The 15,568-nt window shown below is 69.8% G+C and carries 14 protein-coding genes; 5 read left to right on the forward strand and 9 right to left on the reverse strand.

Annotated features, from left to right (window positions below; translation table 11 throughout):
- Positions 1-128 precede the first annotated feature (128 nt).
- The 9 genes from ACHAA4_RS12865 to ACHAA4_RS12905 all read right to left on the reverse strand — a co-directional run bounded on the left by ACHAA4_RS12865 (position 129) and on the right by ACHAA4_RS12905 (position 9,208).
- Complete coding sequence (locus ACHAA4_RS12865) at positions 129-542, reverse strand: VOC family protein (RefSeq protein WP_435774580.1); 414 nt, start codon at positions 540-542, stop codon at positions 129-131.
- A 285-nt stretch (positions 543-827) separates the two neighbouring features.
- Complete coding sequence (locus ACHAA4_RS12870) at positions 828-1,967, reverse strand: uroporphyrinogen decarboxylase/cobalamine-independent methonine synthase family protein (protein ID WP_435774581.1); 1,140 nt, start codon at positions 1,965-1,967, stop codon at positions 828-830.
- Entirely contained in the window at positions 1,967-2,368 is a 402-nt protein-coding gene (locus ACHAA4_RS12875) for a chorismate mutase (protein WP_435774582.1), read from the reverse strand. The genes ACHAA4_RS12870 and ACHAA4_RS12875 overlap by 1 nt, the downstream gene beginning before the upstream one ends.
- A gap of 9 nt (positions 2,369-2,377) precedes the next feature.
- Positions 2,378-3,532 (reverse strand): tRNA 2-thiouridine(34) synthase MnmA, encoded by a 1,155-nt coding sequence (gene mnmA, locus ACHAA4_RS12880; RefSeq protein WP_435774583.1) that lies wholly within the window; start codon positions 3,530-3,532, stop codon positions 2,378-2,380.
- A gap of 133 nt (positions 3,533-3,665) precedes the next feature.
- The gene (locus tag ACHAA4_RS12885) at positions 3,666-5,036 is read right to left on the reverse strand and encodes a DUF58 domain-containing protein (RefSeq protein ID WP_435774584.1); all 1,371 of its coding nucleotides are present in this window, start codon (positions 5,034-5,036) and stop codon (positions 3,666-3,668) included.
- A 10-nt stretch (positions 5,037-5,046) separates the two neighbouring features.
- Positions 5,047-6,087 (reverse strand): AAA family ATPase, encoded by a 1,041-nt coding sequence (locus ACHAA4_RS12890; protein WP_435774585.1) that lies wholly within the window; start codon positions 6,085-6,087, stop codon positions 5,047-5,049.
- Positions 6,080-7,339, reverse strand: a complete 1,260-nt coding sequence (locus tag ACHAA4_RS12895) for a DUF4350 domain-containing protein (protein ID WP_435774586.1) — start codon at positions 7,337-7,339, stop codon at positions 6,080-6,082. Before ACHAA4_RS12895 ends, ACHAA4_RS12890 begins: the two co-directional genes overlap by 8 nt.
- The gene (locus ACHAA4_RS12900; RefSeq protein ID WP_435774587.1) at positions 7,336-8,031 is read right to left on the reverse strand and encodes a DUF4129 domain-containing protein; all 696 of its coding nucleotides are present in this window, start codon (positions 8,029-8,031) and stop codon (positions 7,336-7,338) included. Before ACHAA4_RS12900 ends, ACHAA4_RS12895 begins: the two co-directional genes overlap by 4 nt.
- A complete protein-coding gene (locus ACHAA4_RS12905) occupies positions 8,012-9,208 on the reverse strand; it encodes a DUF7847 domain-containing protein (protein WP_435774588.1) in 1,197 nt (398 codons plus the stop codon). The genes ACHAA4_RS12900 and ACHAA4_RS12905 overlap by 20 nt, the downstream gene beginning before the upstream one ends.
- A gap of 148 nt (positions 9,209-9,356) precedes the next feature.
- Between ACHAA4_RS12905 and mtrA the strand changes: the two genes are divergently transcribed.
- The 5 genes from mtrA to hpf all read left to right on the forward strand — a co-directional run bounded on the left by mtrA (position 9,357) and on the right by hpf (position 15,479).
- Positions 9,357-10,046, forward strand: coding sequence for an MtrAB system response regulator MtrA (mtrA, locus tag ACHAA4_RS12910; RefSeq protein WP_435774589.1), 690 nt, complete (start codon positions 9,357-9,359; stop codon positions 10,044-10,046).
- Between the two features lie 77 nt (positions 10,047-10,123).
- The gene (gene mtrB / locus ACHAA4_RS12915; protein WP_435774590.1) at positions 10,124-11,875 is read left to right on the forward strand and encodes an MtrAB system histidine kinase MtrB; all 1,752 of its coding nucleotides are present in this window, start codon (positions 10,124-10,126) and stop codon (positions 11,873-11,875) included.
- The gene (locus tag ACHAA4_RS12920) at positions 11,872-13,602 is read left to right on the forward strand and encodes an LpqB family beta-propeller domain-containing protein (protein ID WP_435774591.1); all 1,731 of its coding nucleotides are present in this window, start codon (positions 11,872-11,874) and stop codon (positions 13,600-13,602) included. Before mtrB ends, ACHAA4_RS12920 begins: the two co-directional genes overlap by 4 nt.
- 154 nt (positions 13,603-13,756) lie before the next feature.
- Complete coding sequence (locus ACHAA4_RS12925) at positions 13,757-14,662, forward strand: ComF family protein (protein ID WP_435774592.1); 906 nt, start codon at positions 13,757-13,759, stop codon at positions 14,660-14,662.
- A gap of 127 nt (positions 14,663-14,789) precedes the next feature.
- The gene (gene hpf / locus ACHAA4_RS12930) at positions 14,790-15,479 is read left to right on the forward strand and encodes a ribosome hibernation-promoting factor, HPF/YfiA family (protein WP_435774593.1); all 690 of its coding nucleotides are present in this window, start codon (positions 14,790-14,792) and stop codon (positions 15,477-15,479) included.
- The last annotated feature ends 89 nt before the right edge of the window (positions 15,480-15,568 follow it).

Raw genomic sequence — 15,568 nt, forward strand, 5'->3', positions numbered from 1 at the left:
CGCACCCCCACCCCCCGCGTGGGCACTTTGCGGTGGAATGGCCCCGCCAGAGGACCGGCATTGCACCGCAAAGTGCCCACGCGGTGGGTGGGGGTGCGTGGTCGGTCGGTGGGCGCTGAAAGTTCGGCTCAGGGCAGGACGATCTCGTTGACCTCACCTGGTGCGCAGGCGATCTCCCAGCGGAACCCGTCGGGATCGGCGAAGTATCCGCTGTAGCCGCCCCATTCCCGCCGCTCGGCCGGGTGGACGGCGGTCGCGCCGGCGTCGCGCGCTTGATTGAGCACTTCATCGACCTGCTGGTCCGTGGCCACATTATGCGCCAGGGTCAGCGGTGCGACCCCCGGGCCGGTCATGATCGGTCCCACCTCGGCCTCGAACTCGCCACGATCCCAGAGCGAGAGCAGCAGATGCTCCCCGGCGCGCAGCATCAGCACCCCCGGGGCCTCCACGCTGGGCGCCCAGCCGAGCCCGTCAAGATAGAAGCGCCGGGTCGCGCGCAGATCGGCCACCGCGAGGGTGATCAGGGAGAGTCGTTGTTCCATCGGAGCCTCTTTCGGGTGCTGAACTCGATGATCCGGGTGCAGAGACCGCCCGTTCGGGTGCGGAGCGCTGCCGGTCTGGTGCTGAGCGCATCCATTGGGCAGTTTGCGGCGCAATGGCGGTCCGCCCAGGGGTTCATTCCACCGCAAAGTGCCCAATCGATGGAAGGGGAGAGGCGCCGAGGGTAAATAGGTGCGGCGGGGAGGGGTGCCGAAGGTAGATAGGCGCGGTAGGGATAGGCGTGCGAGAGGGGCGTGCAACCGGCGCGGAACCGGAGCGACGCCCGCTCAGGCTTCGCGGATCTGGTCGCGCAGCGCCTCCGCGGTGTCGCGCACCCGGGTGAGCACGCGCATCGCGGCAGGTTCGGTCAGCGCGGCGAACTGTGAGCGGGCCGGTTCCGGCTGGTGGCGGTCCGCGGAGCCGACCAGGATGAAGCTCTCCAGGCTGTTCAGCGGCATCCCGATCCGGTCCCAGGGGCCGCGAAGACGTCTAGACATGTCGCTGACCTGGGGGAGCTGGGTCTCGCCGCGGCGGGCTGCGTCCCGGGAAGCAGGGCGCGCGGCGGCAGCGGTCTCGGCGGAGGTCAGCGTGGAGGTGAGCATGATCGCTCCGGATTCGACCAGTTCGGCGGTGCGCTCCCACTCGGGTGCCTGCATCGTGGTCAGGTCCACCGCGAAGCCGCTCGCCTTGGGGCCCTGCGCCGCCCGGAAGTCCTGCACGTGTTCGGACTCCACGCCGCCGCCGAGGTCCAACAGGATCTCCTCCGCGCCGGTTCGTTCGAGGGTCTCGATCATCAGGCCCAGGTGGCCGCGGGCCTCTTCGCGATCCAGGGCGCGGATGGTTCGGTAGCCGCTGACGGTGGGGATCAGGCCACCGCGGGCGCGGGTGTAGTCGGGTTCGCTGAGGATCACCGTCAACGACGACGGCGCGCAGGCCCTCCGCACGTGGCTCAGGTGCTCGGCGACCCCGGTGGCGAGGGAGGCGGCCAGGTCGCGGCGTGCCCCGTGATCGGTGAGCACCTTTTCTCCGGAATGCAGCGCAAGGCCCGCCATGAGGCTGATCGGCCCCAGCAGTTCGAGCACCAGGGGCGCGCCGAGCCCGTCGTCGTCGCCGGCGTCCAGGCCCGACTCGCGACGCTGCCCGCGGACGTCGGCGAGGGTGTCCACATCGGAGCGGAGCCAGCCGCGGGCGCGCTGATCATCGGCGCCGGGGCGCTGGGTGATCCGCCAGCCGTAAGAGGTCAGTTCGGCGGAGAGCTCGGAGAGCTGGGCGAGGCTGCGGGCGAGCAGCTGCGAGTGCAGTCCGCGTCCGGGGAGCTCGGGCAGTCCGGGCAGATGCGGCGCGGGCAGCTCGGCGGCCTGGAGCTCGGCGCTGCGCAGAAGGTTCGTCCCGGGCATCACGCCGGGGGCGGCAGAGCGAAGGAGCATCAGCGGGCGTTCGAATCGTCGGAGGAGGAGGAGGAGACGGAAGGGGACGGTCCGGGTTCGCCGGTCGCGCCGGAGGAGGCAGAGATGGCCTCGTGGTGCCGGATGACCTCTTCGATGATGAAGTTCAGGAACTTCTCGGCGAACTCCGGGTCCAGCTGGGCCTCGTTCGCGAGCCGCTTGAGCCGGGAGATCTGGTTCTTCTCCCGAGCCGGATCGGCCGCGGGGAGCTGATGCTTGGCCTTGAGCACCCCGACGCGCTGGGTGGCCTTGAACCGCTCGGCCAGCAGGTAGACCAGGGTCGCGTCGATGTTGTCGATGCTGGCCCGCATGGACAGCAGCTCATCGAGGATCTCGGGTTCTACCTGGGCGGCGGCCTCACCGGCGCGGGGATCAGTGCTCATGCACCCAGCCTACTGGGCGGCTGAGGCCACCGGCTGGTAGTTCTTCGACCGCGCAGTGTCTATCGTGGCCTGGCCCAGCACCCGGGTGCCCTGGTACATCACGGCGGTCTGCCCGGGGGCGACGCCCTGGAGCGCCTCGTCGAGCTCCACCATCAGCCGGGGTGCGCCGTCCTCGGTCTCGGGGTGCTCGGCCTCGACCCGGGCGCGGGCGGGAACCGGGTCGGCGTGGGCGCGGATCTGCAGGTCGAGCGAGAACCACTCGCCGGTGGCGGCTTCAGGCACCGGGCTTCCGGCCCAGGAGAGCCGGATACCGGTGAGCCGGTCGATCTCGAGCAGCTCGCGCGGCCCGGCGACGACGGTGTTGTCCTTCGGCCGGATCTCCAGCACGAAGCGTGGCTTGCCGTCGGGCGCGGGGTGGCCGAGCTTGAGTCCGCGGCGCTGACCCACGGTGTAGGCCTCAGAGCCCTCATGCTCGCCGATCTGCTCACCCTGGGCGTCGAGGATCGGGCCGTTGCGCAGCTCGATCTGCTCGGCGAGCCAGCCGCGGGTGTCCCCGTCGGGGATGAAACAGATGTCGTGGGAGTCAGGCTTCTTCGCCACCGAGAGTCCGCGCTCCTCGGCCTCAGCCCGGACCAGGTCCTTCGAGGGGGTCTCGCCCAGCGGGAAGATGCAGTGCTCGAGCTGCTCGGTGGTGAGCACCCCCAGCACATAGGACTGGTCCTTGGTCCAGGTGGCGGCGCGGTGTAGCTCGGGGACCCCCTCGGCGTCGCGGAAGACCTTGGCGTAGTGGCCGGTGGCCACGGCGTCGAAGCCCAGCGCCATCGCCTTGTCCAGCAGCGCCTCGAACTTGATCTTCTCGTTGCAGCGCATGCAGGGGTTGGGCGTCCGGCCGGCGGCGTATTCGCTGATGAAGTCGTCCACCACATCAGCCTTGAAGCGTTCGGAGAAGTCCCAGACGTAGAACGGGATGCCGAGCTTCTCACAGGCGCGCCAGGCGTCGGAGGAGTCCTCGATCGTGCAGCAGCCGCGGGATCCGGTGCGCAGCGTGCCGGGCATCCGACTCAGCGCCAGATGGACTCCGACGACGTCGTGGCCGGCGTCAACGGCGCGGGCTGCGGCCACGGCGGAGTCCACCCCGCCGGACATGGCTGCCAATACCTTCATGAATCTCTTCCCGGTTCCTCAGTTGCTGGTCTGCTTCACGCGGGTGCGCCGAAGCTGGTTCTTCTGCCCAGTATCCAGCAATCCTGGGGGTGGATGCATTCCCGCCGGTCAGCGCCGGGCCCTGGAGCCGCCGCTAGAGCCGCCCGGAGGCTTTGAGTCGGATATAGGTGTCCGCGAGCTGCGGGGGGAGCTGGTGCGGGGTGGCCTCGACGACCTCGACCCCGAGCGAGGCCAGCTGGCGGCGCAGCGCCTCCTTCTCGATCAGCGCCCGCTCGGCCGCTGCGGCCCGGTAGACCTCCCCGGCGGTCTCGCGGGCGCGCGCCCGCCGATCCAGCTCCGGATCACGCACTGCGGCGAGCACCACCAGGTGGCGCTCGGTCAGCGCGGGCAGCACCGGCAGCAGGCCCTCCTCCAGGGAGCCGGAGTCCAGCGAGGTCAGCACCACCAGCAGGCTGCGCTGGGAGCTGATCGCCCGGATCTGGCCGGGCAGCTGAGAGAAGTCCGCCTCGACCAGGCGCGGCTGAACCCCGGACATCGCCTCGGCCATCTGGTGCAGCAGATTCCCGCGCATTCCGGAACGTGCCTGCGAGCTGAGCCCGCGATCGAAGGAGAAGTAGTCCACTCGGTCTCCGGCGCCGGCGGCCAGCGCGCCGAGCAGCAGCGCGGCCTCCATCCCGGAGTCCAGCCGCGGCTCATCCTCGATCCGCACCGCCGAGGTGCGGGAGGAGTCCAGCGCGAGGATCACCCGGCGGTCGCGCTCGGGACGCCAGGTGCGCACCACCAGGTGCTGTCCCTGAGAGGACTGTCGCCGTGCGGTGGCGCGCCAGTCGATGGAGCGCACATCGTCGCCGCGCACATAGTCGCGCAGCGAGTCGAACTCGTGCCCGGCCCCGCGGATCTGAACCGCGGTCGCGCCGTCGAGCTCGCGCAGCCGTTGCAGCTTCGAGGGCAGGTGCCGGCGCGAATGGAACGGCGGCAGCACCCGCTGAGCATGCCGCACCCGGTGGGTCACCTGCCGACCGGCCAGTCCCAGCGGGCCGATCGAGCGCACGCTGAGATGCTCGCTGTGCAGGTCGCCGCGACGGGTGGGCCGCAGCGGCGTGTCGATCTGGACCGTCTCGGTCCGGGCGATTGGCCTGCCGCCCGAGAGTCCGCCGCCGGCCGGCCCGCCGCCAGCCGGACGGCCGGGGCCCAGCTCCAGCGGACTGACCTGCCGGCGCGCTCCGGCAGAGGGCTGCCAGCCGTCCTTGACCTGCCCGCGCAGTCGGCGCGACCCGGTGTGCGTGATGGTGGTGCTCGCCGTCGTCGCCTGGCCCAGCCGCACCGGGGCGGTGGGCACACGGTCGACCCGGACGCTGCGCGGCGAGCCGGCGAGGACCACGTCGGTCCCGGCGATCAGCACCAGCAGCAGCGCGCAGACCAGCAGGGTCGCCTGGGCCGGGAACACGACGACGACGGCGCTGAGTCCCAGCGCCAGGTAGAGGAACCGTCGGGTCAGGACCATCGGGCGCCGCTCAGCGAGGGACCGGGACGGTGGCCAGGATGGACTGCAGCACGTCGTCGATGCTGACCCCGTCCATCGCCGCCTCCGGCCGCAGCGAGACGCGGTGGCGCAGGCAGGCCGGGGCGAGCGCCTTGACGTCGTCGGGGGTGATGAAGTCGCGGCCGGAGAGCCAGGCCCAGGCGCGAGAGGCGTTCATCAGGGCGGTGGCGCCGCGCGGGGAGACGCCCAGCTGGAAGCTCGGGGTCTCTCGGGTCGCGCGGGCGAGGTCCACGATATAGGCGAGGACCTCACCGGCGATCGCGACCTCGCGAACCTGCTCGCGGGCGGCGAGGACGTCCTGCGCCCCGGCCACGGCGCGCACGCCGGCGCCGGCGAGGTCGGAGGGGTTGAACCCGGCGGCGTGGCGCCGGATGACCTCGATCTCCTCGCCGCGCTGGGGCAGATCCAGGTGGACCTTGAGCAGGAAGCGGTCCAGCTGCGCCTCTGGCAGCGGGTAGGTGCCCTCATACTCCACCGGGTTCTGGGTCGCGGCGACCAGGAAGGGGTCGGGCAGCGCGCGGCTGATCCCGTCCACCGAGACCTGCCGCTCCTCCATGGCCTCGAGCAGCGAGGCCTGCGTCTTCGGCGGGGTGCGGTTGATCTCATCGGCAAGCAGCAGATTGGTGAAGACCGGGCCCTCGCGGAAGCTGAAGTCTCCGGTCTTGGAGTCATAGACCAGCGAGCCGGTGACGTCGCCGGGCATCAGGTCCGGGGTGAACTGGACCCGCGAGGTGTCCAGGCTCAGCGAGGCGGAGATGGCCCGGACCAGCAGCGTCTTGGCCACTCCGGGCACACCTTCGAGGAGCACGTGTCCGCGCACCAGCAGCCCGATGAGCACGCTCGTCACCGCGGCGTCCTGACCGACCACTGCCTTGGCCACCTCGCCGCGGACCTGATGGAACTTGTCGCGCAGCTGGTGGGCCGCCTGATCCGGAAGCTGGTCTGCGAGCTGGTGCGAGGCCGGGGGTGCCGCGTGATGGTTCTGGGCGGCGGCGATATGCGGTTCAGTCATTGCTGGTGTTCTTCCCTTGCTGGTGGTTCAGGTGTGTGGGGTCGGGGTTCGCGTGGCGGCCGCTGGGGTGATGGTTCAGCGTTGCACGCTGGACCTCCTCTTCGAGCTGCGCCAGCGCCTGGGCGTAGGAGACCAGGTCTGAGTTGCTGCGTGGCCGCCGGGCGAGCAGCTCGGCCAGCTGGGCCGGGTCGCGGCGCACCTGCCGGGCGGCGGCGTCGATGATGCTGGCCTCCCGCGGGGCGGCGCCCAGGCGGAGCAGCCGGGCGAGCCGGAGCAGGTGCGCGCTGCGCAGGGTCTGAGCGGAGGCGGCCACCGCGTTGGCGCTCTGATACATCCGGCCGCGCCCCTCGGCGGTCTCGGCAGCGGGGACCTGAACCGGAAGCGGCTCGCCCACCACCGGACCGGGACGTCGCCCGAGCACCAGCATCATCACCAGCGCACAGAGCAGCAGCCACCAGGCCAGCGGGATGACCCAGCCGGGGAGAAGGTCCATCGGAGAGGCCCACTGCTGGTCCTCCAGGGTGTCGAGGCCCATCGGGGTGTACCAGATGAGATCGTCCTCGGCGCCGAAGAGCCACAGCGCCAGCGCCGCGTGCCCGGCGTCGCTGATGTTCTGATTGGTGAACGCCGCGGGTCCGCCGAAGAACACTCCGGCGTCGGTCTCGATGAGCATCTGCGCGTCCCCGGCGTCATCAGAGAATCCGGTGAAACAGCCCGGCTCATCGCTGTAGAACAGCGCGCCGGGGGCCTGCACCGTGGAGGCGTTCACGGCGGCGTCGACCGGGCACTGGGCGCCGGCCTCGAGCGCAGAGCCGGATCCGCCGCCGGGGTGGGCCCCGGCATAGAGCTCCGGACCTTCCGGGTGCAGCGCGCTGAGCAGCTCGGGTCCCTCGCTGAGCAGCAGCACCGGCCGGTCCCCGAGGTCACGGAGCCGCTCGGTGAAGGCGTCATCGGGGACGTCCCCGGTGGAGACGACCACCAGCGGGGCCTGGGGGTGCTCACTCAGCAGCTCCCGGGCGATCTCCGCCGAGGGCGCCTGGTGGATCTCGACCTCGTCGTCCTGAAGCACCTCGGCCACCGCCGCATACCCGTCCAGTGAGGTGTTCTCCAGCCCGAACCGCTCCAGGTCCTCATCGCTGAGCGCCTGGAGCAGCGCGACGGAGAGGATCCCCAGGATCAGCAGGAGCAGCCAGAACTGCCACCGCTGGAAGCCGCTGCGCAGCGTGGAGCCGAGCGTCGCCGTCGTGGTCACCTGCGCGCCCCCTGATTCTGCTCGCTGCCGGAGCTCTGCTGGATCCCGGCGTCCTGCCGCCGCTGCTCGCCCTCGGGGTCCGAAGTCTCGGGCTGGGCAGCCTCGGGCTGGGTCGACTGCAGTCGTGCGTCCAGGGTGAGCAGGGTGTCGTAGTCGGCGCGCTGCAGCGACCCGCCGCCGTAGCGGGAGTAGTTGAACAGCTCGGCCGCGTGCATCGCGGCCCGCGCCTGGGCGGGGTGGGCCCGGGCCAGTGCTGCTCCGGCCTCGGTGGCGGTGCGTCCAGCCTGTTCGGCGAGCTCCCGGTGCTCCTCGGCGCCGCGGATCACGGCACGGAAGAGCTCCCGGCAGGCCGCGTCGAAGCGTCCGGCCTGGGCGTGGGACTCGGCGCGCCGGCGCAGCTGGTCAGCGGTGATGCCGGCCGGGCTGGTGAGCAGGTCCTCCGAGTCGGAGCCGCGCTGCAGCCGGGGCCGCACCAGCACGATGCACAGGATCACCGCTGCGAGCAGCAGGATCAGCAGCAGCACCGGGCCCAGGGGCAGGTCCACCGGTCCCAGGTTCAGGCTCAGCTGTTCGAGCCAGCCGAAGAACCGTTCCGCGGCCTCGCGCAGCGGACCGGTGGCATCGCGCTGATAGCGCGGATCGGCGAGCTCCTGCTCGAGGAGTCTTCGCGCCTCATCGGGTTCGGGCTGCACCGGCGTCCACCTCCGAGAAGTGTTCGTGGAGGTGCTCGACAGACCCCGGCACGAGGTGGTCCGTCGGTGTGCGCTCCGGCCGAGCCGATCCCGCCGCGGCTGACAGCCCCGGCTGTCCGGGGATGCCGTCTGCGACCGTCGCCGAGGTTCGCACCGGGTCCGCCGCCGCGAGCAGCGTCACGTCGAGGGCCTCCTGCCGAATCCTGGCGTTGAGGTACATCAGGGAGATCACCGTGCCCACGACCCCGATGAACAGGGTGGCGAGCACGGTGCCGTAGAGCTCGGTGAGGGCGAACACCGCGAAGCCGGCCCACTCGCCGCCGGAGGTCAGGCCGGACTCCAGCAGCTCCGAGACGGCCACGGTGAGCATCAGCGGCACCGACGCGATCGCGAAGGCCAGCCCGAGGATCACGTAGAGCAGCGCGACCAGCCCGATGTTGCGCCACCAGCGTCCCCGGTTGAGCCTCCAGGACCTGGCGATGGCCGCGAGGGGGCCCATGCGCTCGACCACCACCGTCAACGGCGCGTACATCACCGCCGCGGTGACCCAGCACAGGGCGAGGAAGAGCGCGGGGAGGACCACGATCGCGCCCAGGAACAGGGTGATCACCACCAGCAGCACCGCGACGAAGAACACCGGCAGCGCCACCACGGCGAGGATCAGTCCCAGCACCAGCAGGTTCAGCACGGTCGGTCCGAGCCGGCGCAGCCGGAGCCGGATCGTCTGGGCCATCCCGGTGTGCAGGCCGTAGGCGGCGCGCAGCGTGGGCAGCACCATATACGCGGTGGCGACCGCGATCACCAGGGAGGTCACCGCCGAGCTCGCGAAGGTCACCCACAGGAACGCCGCGTCGGTGGCCACGCCCAGCGCGAGGTCCGGATCGTCGAAGGCGCCCGGGTCGGTGAGCATGCGCATATAGGAGGACGAGGGCAGCACCAGCATCATCAGCAGGGTGAGTCCGAAGTTCACCAGGCCGGCGAGGAACGGGACGCCGAGCACGGCTCTGGGCGAACGGCGGATGACCGCCACCGCGGCGCTGAAGAGCTCATCGGCGACCATCCGGCGCAGCGGGAAGACCGCCCCCGGGGTCAGTTGCTGATCCGGCACGCCAGACGGCGCTGAACCGGCGCTCGGCCATGGCCGAGCACCACGGTGTGTCTCCGCTGTACGGATCATCGCCCCTCCTCAAGCGCGTCTGCGCGAGTGCCCTCTGCGCCCAGCCTACCGCTCTCATATATCCTGAGTGAGGTGCCGCATGGAACTGGGCCCAAACCTGTGCCCGCGAGAAGCTCTGCGGCGCAGGACCTCTACGGATGGAGAGCAGATGAAAGCCAGAATCCTGGTCGTCGACGACGACGAAGCGCTCGCAGAGATGATCGGTATTGTGCTGCGCAATGAGGGATTCGAGCCCACCTTCTGCTTCAACGGCGAAGATGCCCTGGAGACCTTCCACAGCTCCAAGCCCGACGTGGTCCTGCTCGACCTGATGCTGCCCGGCAAGGACGGCATCGAGGTCTGCCGCGAGATCCGCGAAGAGGCCGACACTCCGGTGATCATGCTGACCGCCAAGTCAGACACCGCCGATGTGGTGCGCGGCCTCGAGGCCGGAGCCGATGACTATGTGCCGAAGCCCTTCAAGCCCGCCGAGCTGGTGGCCCGGGTGCGCGCACGTCTGCGCCCGGCCGACCACAATGCGCGTCCCGACGGGGAGAACCTCACCATCGGAGACCTGAGCATCGACGTCGCCGGCCACGAGGTTCGCCGCGGCGAACACCGGATCTCGCTGACCCCACTGGAGTTCGACCTGCTCACCGCGCTGGCGAAGAAGCCCTGGCAGGTCTGGAACCGCGAGATGCTGCTCCAAGAGGTCTGGGGCTACCGGCACCAGGCCGACACGCGACTGGTCAACGTTCACGTGCAGCGGCTCCGTTCCAAGATCGAGAAGGATCCGGAGAACCCCGAGATCGTGCAGACCGTGCGCGGCGTCGGCTACAAAGCCGGAGGTCAGGGGTAGTCATTCCTGGCGAAGCTGAGAACACCGCAGATCGGACCGCCTCGCGCTCCTCGGCGACCTCCACGGGCAGCATCCCGGTGATCCGGGAGCGCGCCCAGGGGCCCCTGGAGGAGAGCGAGGCGGCCGCGAAGGCCGAGGGCCAGCAGTCGCCGGCCTCCGGCGCCAAGCGGACCTTCGCCGGCAGCGCCCGGAAGGTCAGCGGGCTGCCTCGTCTCTGGGCGCGCTCGCTGCTGATCCGTGCGGTCTTCTTCACCGGTCTGCTCACCATGATCAGCACCATGGCCGTCGCGGCCTTCCTGGTTCAGCAGGTCACCTCCGGGCTCTTCCAGGAGCGCTTCGATCAGGCCGAGCTGGAGGCCGCCGACGGCCTGGACACCATCCGGGGCAGCTTCGCGACGCTGAGCACCAGCAGTCGGGCCGAGGCGCAGCAGGACATCCAGTCGATCCTTGACGATGTGCAGGACTCCACCGCGCAGATCCAGCGCGACTTTGTCCTGCTGCCGCTGGAAGGTGGCGAGAACCTCTACGTGGACCCCATCGCCTCTGAGGGTGTGACCCCGCGAGACATCTCCGATGAGCTGAACGCGGCCGTGGCCGGTGGCACCGGCCAGTACTGGCAGGCGGTCCAGCTCGACGACGACGCGCCTGGCGTGGCGTTCGGCACCCAGGTCGACATCCAGGGCAACTCCTACGCGCTCTACTTCGTCTACGACTTCTCCCCGGTCCAGGAGAACGTGGCCTTCGTCTTCCGCACCATGCTCGTCGCCGGCATCGCGATCCTGCTGATCAACATGGCTATCGCCGCCTGGGTCGCCCGCTCGGTCGTGCGCCCGGTCTCCCAGGCCGCCGAGGTCTCGGAACGGATCGCCGACGGACAGCTGGACCAGCGTCTCGCGGTGCGCGGCGAAGACGAGATCGCTCGACTCGGCCTGTCGTTCAACCGGATGGCCTCGAATCTGCAGGAGCAGATCACCCAGCTGGCCAACCTCTCGAAGATGCAGCAGCGCTTCGTCTCCGACGTCTCCCACGAGCTGCGCACCCCGCTGACCACCGTGCGGATGGCCGCGGAGGTGCTCCATGAATCCCGCGATGACTTCGATCCGATCAACCGGCGCTCCACCGAGCTGCTACACCACCAGGTTGAGCGGTTCCAGGCGCTGCTCTCGGACCTGTTGGAGATGTCCCGGTTCGACGCCGGGGCCGCAGAGCTGGCCACCGCCGAGGTCGATCTCCTGGCCCTCACCCGTGAGGTCCTGATCAGCTCCAAGCCGCTGGCGGAGAGCTCGAACACCCCGCTGGGGATGGTGGTCCAGGGGGAGACCTTCATCGCCGAGGTCGACGCCCGCCGGATCAGCCGGATCCTGCGCAACCTGATCAACAACGCGATCGAACACGCCGAAGCCCGTCCGGTCGATGTGATCGTCTCCTCCAGCCCCACCGCGATCGGCATCGCGGTGCGCGACCACGGCATCGGAATGAGCCCCTCCGAGGTGGCCCACGTCTTCGATCGCTTCTGGCGAGCAGATCCGGCCCGGGCGCGGACCACCGGAGGCTCCGGACTGGGCCTCTCCATCGCCACCGAGGACACCCGGCTTCACCAGGGCGCACTCGACGCCTGGGGGCAGAAAGGACAGGGCTCCTGCTTCCGGCTGGTGCTGCCGCGCCGGCAGTCGGTGCCCTATCGAGCCTCGCCGATGGCACTGCCGCCGGTATACCGGGCGACAGACCGGTACCGCGTCGAGAACATCCAGGACCTCACCGAAGACGAGCCGGAGCATGACCGGATCAACGAACAGGCGCTGTACCTGCCGAAGAAGGGTGAGTCATGATCCGCCGCCGAACCCTCATCCTGATCACAGCGCTGCTCGCGCTGGTGTTCACGCTCGGCGCCTGTTCACCGCTGCTGCCCACCGATGGGCCGGTGGGCACCTCTGCCCCGGACTCGGCCGAGGAGTTCGCGTACTCCTCCTATGCGCAGCCTCCGCAGACCGGTGCCACCGCCGAGCAGATCATCGACGGATTCATCCGCGCGGGAGCCGGCGCCCAGGACGACTACGCCATCGCGCGGCAGTTCATGTCTCCCGCGGCGGCCCGGGACTGGCGGCCCGATGCCCGGACCGTGGTCTACTCTTCCGAGCCGCAGGTGCTCGCCTCCGGAGACAACACCTGGAGCGCCCCGTTCCAGGTGGACTCCGTGGTGGACGGCGCCGGAATTCTGACCCGGCTGCCCGAGGACTCCACTGAGGTCATGGACTTCACCCTGGAGGAGATCGGGGGAGAGTGGCGGATCACCGATGCTCCCGACGGAACGATGCTGCTCGACGGGAGCTTCCAACAAGTCTTCCAGGCGCACACGCTCTACTTCTTCGACCCGCAGCTGCAGTACGCGGTGCCCGATCAGCGCTGGTTCCTGAACCGTCCGGGGATCTCCTCGGAGATCGTCAGCGCGCTGCTCGCCGGACCGGCGCCCTATCTCGAACCGGCGGTGGTCTCGGCCTTCGGCGATGAGGTGGAGCTGGAGCGCGCCTCGGTGCCTGTCGACAACAACACCGCCGCCGTGGACCTCTCCCCGGAAGGCGTCGAGGACGCCGAACCGGCGGAACGAGCCCTGATGCAGCAGCAGCTTGATCTCGCCCTGACCTCACTCACCCGGATCAACGAGGTGGAGATCACCGTCGCCCAGCGTGATCTGGACATCCCGTTGCAGTCGGAGCTGGAGGACGAAGACCGGCTCGACATCGAGGTCTCTCCGGAGGTCGACTCCACCCAGATCGGCATCGAGGACGGCACCCTGGTCCGGCAGAACGACCAGGTCACACTGTCCATCGCAAGTCTGCCCGACATCTCCGACCTCGAACCGCAGTCCCCGGCGATCCCAGGATCGTCCTCCGAGGACGTCTTCGCGTTCCTCAACGGCGACGGCGACCAGCTCTACCATCTGCGCCCCGACCGAGCCCCAGACCTGGTGCTGGAGGCCGACAACCTCACCCGTCCCTCGATGGACAACTACGGCTGGACCTGGACTGCCTCCTCGGAGGGGGACGACGCCACCGTCCACGCCCTTGCCTATGACGAATCGCTGGAGCCCTCCAGCGCCGAGGTCAGCGCCGACTGGCTCGCGGACCGCACCATCTCCTCGCTGCGCATCGCCCAGGACGGGGCCCGCGCCGCGCTGATCCTCGACGACGACGGCGAGCGGGACCTGTACGTGGCCGGCGTCATCCGCGACTCGTCCGGCATCCCGCGCGGACTCGGACAGCCGATGCGACTGGAGACCAGTGTGGAGCTCGAAGAGGTGCGCTGGCAGGGTCCCGACGCGCTCTACGTGTGGGCGAGCTCGGACGAGGAGACCATGACCCCGGAGCGGGTCACCCTGACCGGTGCGAACCGGGTGGACAGCCCGTTGTTGGGGCTGCTGAACATCTCGGTGGGCGAGGGGCAGCAGAAGATCTTCGCCGAGACCGTGGACGTACCCTTCCGGAACCTCTCGAGCAACGGGGACGCCTGGGTGGCCCTTGAGGAGATCGAGGTGCGCGACCTCGCGTTCCGGGGCTGAGGCGCCGGGCTCCTTCTCCCGAGGAACCGGTGACTCCGCCGTCGCGCCGGGTCAGGTTCTCCCCAGGGGCCGGTGGTTCCGCCCCCGCGTGCTGCCTCTCCCAAGCGGCCGCGGCGCCGAGCCCGCGGTGCGGGGGCTGAGCCATGATCGGAGCATGGATCCGATGCGCCGGCACCCCGTTGGGCTCGCCCGGGCCGCGGACCAGCTCTGGTTCGGGCCTGCCGGGGTCGTGACCCGAGCGGCGCTGCGTTCGGCGGCCGGGATCATCACCCCCGTCTGGTGCATCGGCTGCGCGGAACAGGACGAGGTGCTGTGTGAGCTCTGCGCCGAGGATCTGCATCTGCTGACCCGCGCCCCGTTCGCCGCCGAGCAACAGGCTCTGGCCCTGCCGCTGCTGATGACCTGCGAGACGATCACCGTGCTGCGGGTCAGCGCGGCTGGGCGCTACGAGGGGCTGCTGGCCCGGGCGGTGCTGGCGTTCAAGGATCATGGGGCCATCGGGCTGGGTGCCGCTCTGGGTCCAGGGCTTGCCCGGGCGCTGCGCCTGGCCGCCGCGCGCGCCGTCGAGGGGTCTGATCCCGCGTCCACCGGCTCGCGGCCCTGGCTGCTGGTGAGCCCGCCGTCGTCGCTGCGTTCCCAGCTGACCCGTGGATTCGATCCGGTGCAGAAGCTGTTGAGCCACGCCCTCGCCAGCGGCTCGCCGCCGGACCACGACGAGCCGCGGCTGCTGCCCGCGCCGGGGCTGCTGCGCCAGACGCGAGCCGCGTCGCTGCGTTCCCTGAACCCGGCGCAAGGACGCCAGAAGACCCGGGGCGCTCGTGCCAGACGCCGTCGGACGGTGGGAAGCCTCGAGCTGACCCCTCGGGGTCATCAGATGCTCCCCGGCGCCGAGGTGCTGCTGGTCGATGACGTGCTCACCAGCGGGTCCACGCTGGCCGAGCTCTACCGGGTGCTCGACGCCGCAGGGGCTTCGATCCGCGGTGCGGCAGTCTTTGCCGCAGCCCCTGGACCTGGGGCTGAATCAGAATTTCCGCTGGTGAGAGCTTCGCCCGAGGCGTAAATGGTGACGTGGGTCGCTCGGGCGAACTAGTCTGAGGTATGGGTACTTCTTACAGTCCCATCGCAGCGGCGAGGGGGACATCGTTCCCGTCCCCGCTGTGTCTGATATCGGATACGAGGAGGACAGAATGACTCTGCAGGTCAACTTCACTGGCCGAAATATCGCGATCCCCTCCGCTTTCAAGGAGCACGTCGAAGGAAAGCTCGAGAAGATCGAGCAGCTCACCGACAAGGGGCATCGCCTGGAGATCAAGGTCTCCAGCGAAAACTCCCACCGCCGAGCCGACACCAGCATGACCGTCGAGCTGACCGTCATCGGCCGTGGCAAGGTCATTCGTTCCGAAGCGCAGGCCGGGGACAAGTTCGCGGCCTTCGAGATCGCACTGAACAAGCTCACCGAGCGGCTGCGGCGCACCCTGGACAAGAAGAAGTCCCGGGCCCACGCCTCTCACAACGGGGCCGCTGACGTCGCCGCCGCAATGGCGAGCGTTCCCCCAGCCCGGACTGACCGTCCGCTCTACGAACAGGTCCTCGATGCCGAGGCGGCTGATGATGTGCCGCCCACCGAGGACGAGGCGGAGTCAAGCATCAAGATCCGGCGCAAGGTCTTTTCGGCCAAGCCCGTGAGCGTGGACGCAGCCGTGGATGCGATGGAACTCGTCGGCCACGACTTCTACCTCTTCGTGGATGCCGCAACAGGACAGCCCTCAGCGGTCTACCGCCGCCGCGGCTGGACCTACGGCGTGATCTCGCTGGACCAGAACGGCAGTGATGAGCACGAACCGGTGGTCGAGGAACTGGCCTACCAGGCCTCCTGACCTCCGCCCCACACCCACCCAAGACCCCTCAGCAGAGGGGTGACCCCCACGTCGAGGGGCGGATTCTCCGGGCACTCCGTGTCCCGGCG

The organism is Nesterenkonia maliinae (assembly GCF_051262655.1).
Taxonomy (GTDB): domain Bacteria; phylum Actinomycetota; class Actinomycetes; order Actinomycetales; family Micrococcaceae; genus Nesterenkonia.

What these genes read in the sequence shown, in the direction of transcription:
- ACHAA4_RS12885 (WP_435774584.1), bottom strand. Translation starts at nt 5,036, where the DNA reads ATGGTCCTGACCCGACGGTTCCTCTACCTGGCGCTGGGACTCAGCGCC.
- ACHAA4_RS12875 (WP_435774582.1), bottom strand. Translation starts at nt 2,368, where the DNA reads ATGAGCACTGATCCCCGCGCCGGTGAGGCCGCCGCCCAGGTAGAACCC.
- ACHAA4_RS12870 (WP_435774581.1), bottom strand. Translation starts at nt 1,967, where the DNA reads ATGCTCCTTCGCTCTGCCGCCCCCGGCGTGATGCCCGGGACGAACCTT.
- mnmA (WP_435774583.1), bottom strand. Translation starts at nt 3,532, where the DNA reads ATGAAGGTATTGGCAGCCATGTCCGGCGGGGTGGACTCCGCCGTGGCC.
- mtrA (WP_435774589.1), top strand. Translation starts at nt 9,357, where the DNA reads ATGAAAGCCAGAATCCTGGTCGTCGACGACGACGAAGCGCTCGCAGAG.
- ACHAA4_RS12920 (WP_435774591.1), top strand. Translation starts at nt 11,872, where the DNA reads ATGATCCGCCGCCGAACCCTCATCCTGATCACAGCGCTGCTCGCGCTG.
- ACHAA4_RS12905 (WP_435774588.1), bottom strand. Translation starts at nt 9,208, where the DNA reads ATGATCCGTACAGCGGAGACACACCGTGGTGCTCGGCCATGGCCGAGC.
- ACHAA4_RS12865 (WP_435774580.1), bottom strand. Translation starts at nt 542, where the DNA reads ATGGAACAACGACTCTCCCTGATCACCCTCGCGGTGGCCGATCTGCGC.
- hpf (WP_435774593.1), top strand. Translation starts at nt 14,790, where the DNA reads ATGACTCTGCAGGTCAACTTCACTGGCCGAAATATCGCGATCCCCTCC.
- ACHAA4_RS12890 (WP_435774585.1), bottom strand. Translation starts at nt 6,087, where the DNA reads ATGACTGAACCGCATATCGCCGCCGCCCAGAACCATCACGCGGCACCC.
- ACHAA4_RS12925 (WP_435774592.1), top strand. Translation starts at nt 13,757, where the DNA reads ATGGATCCGATGCGCCGGCACCCCGTTGGGCTCGCCCGGGCCGCGGAC.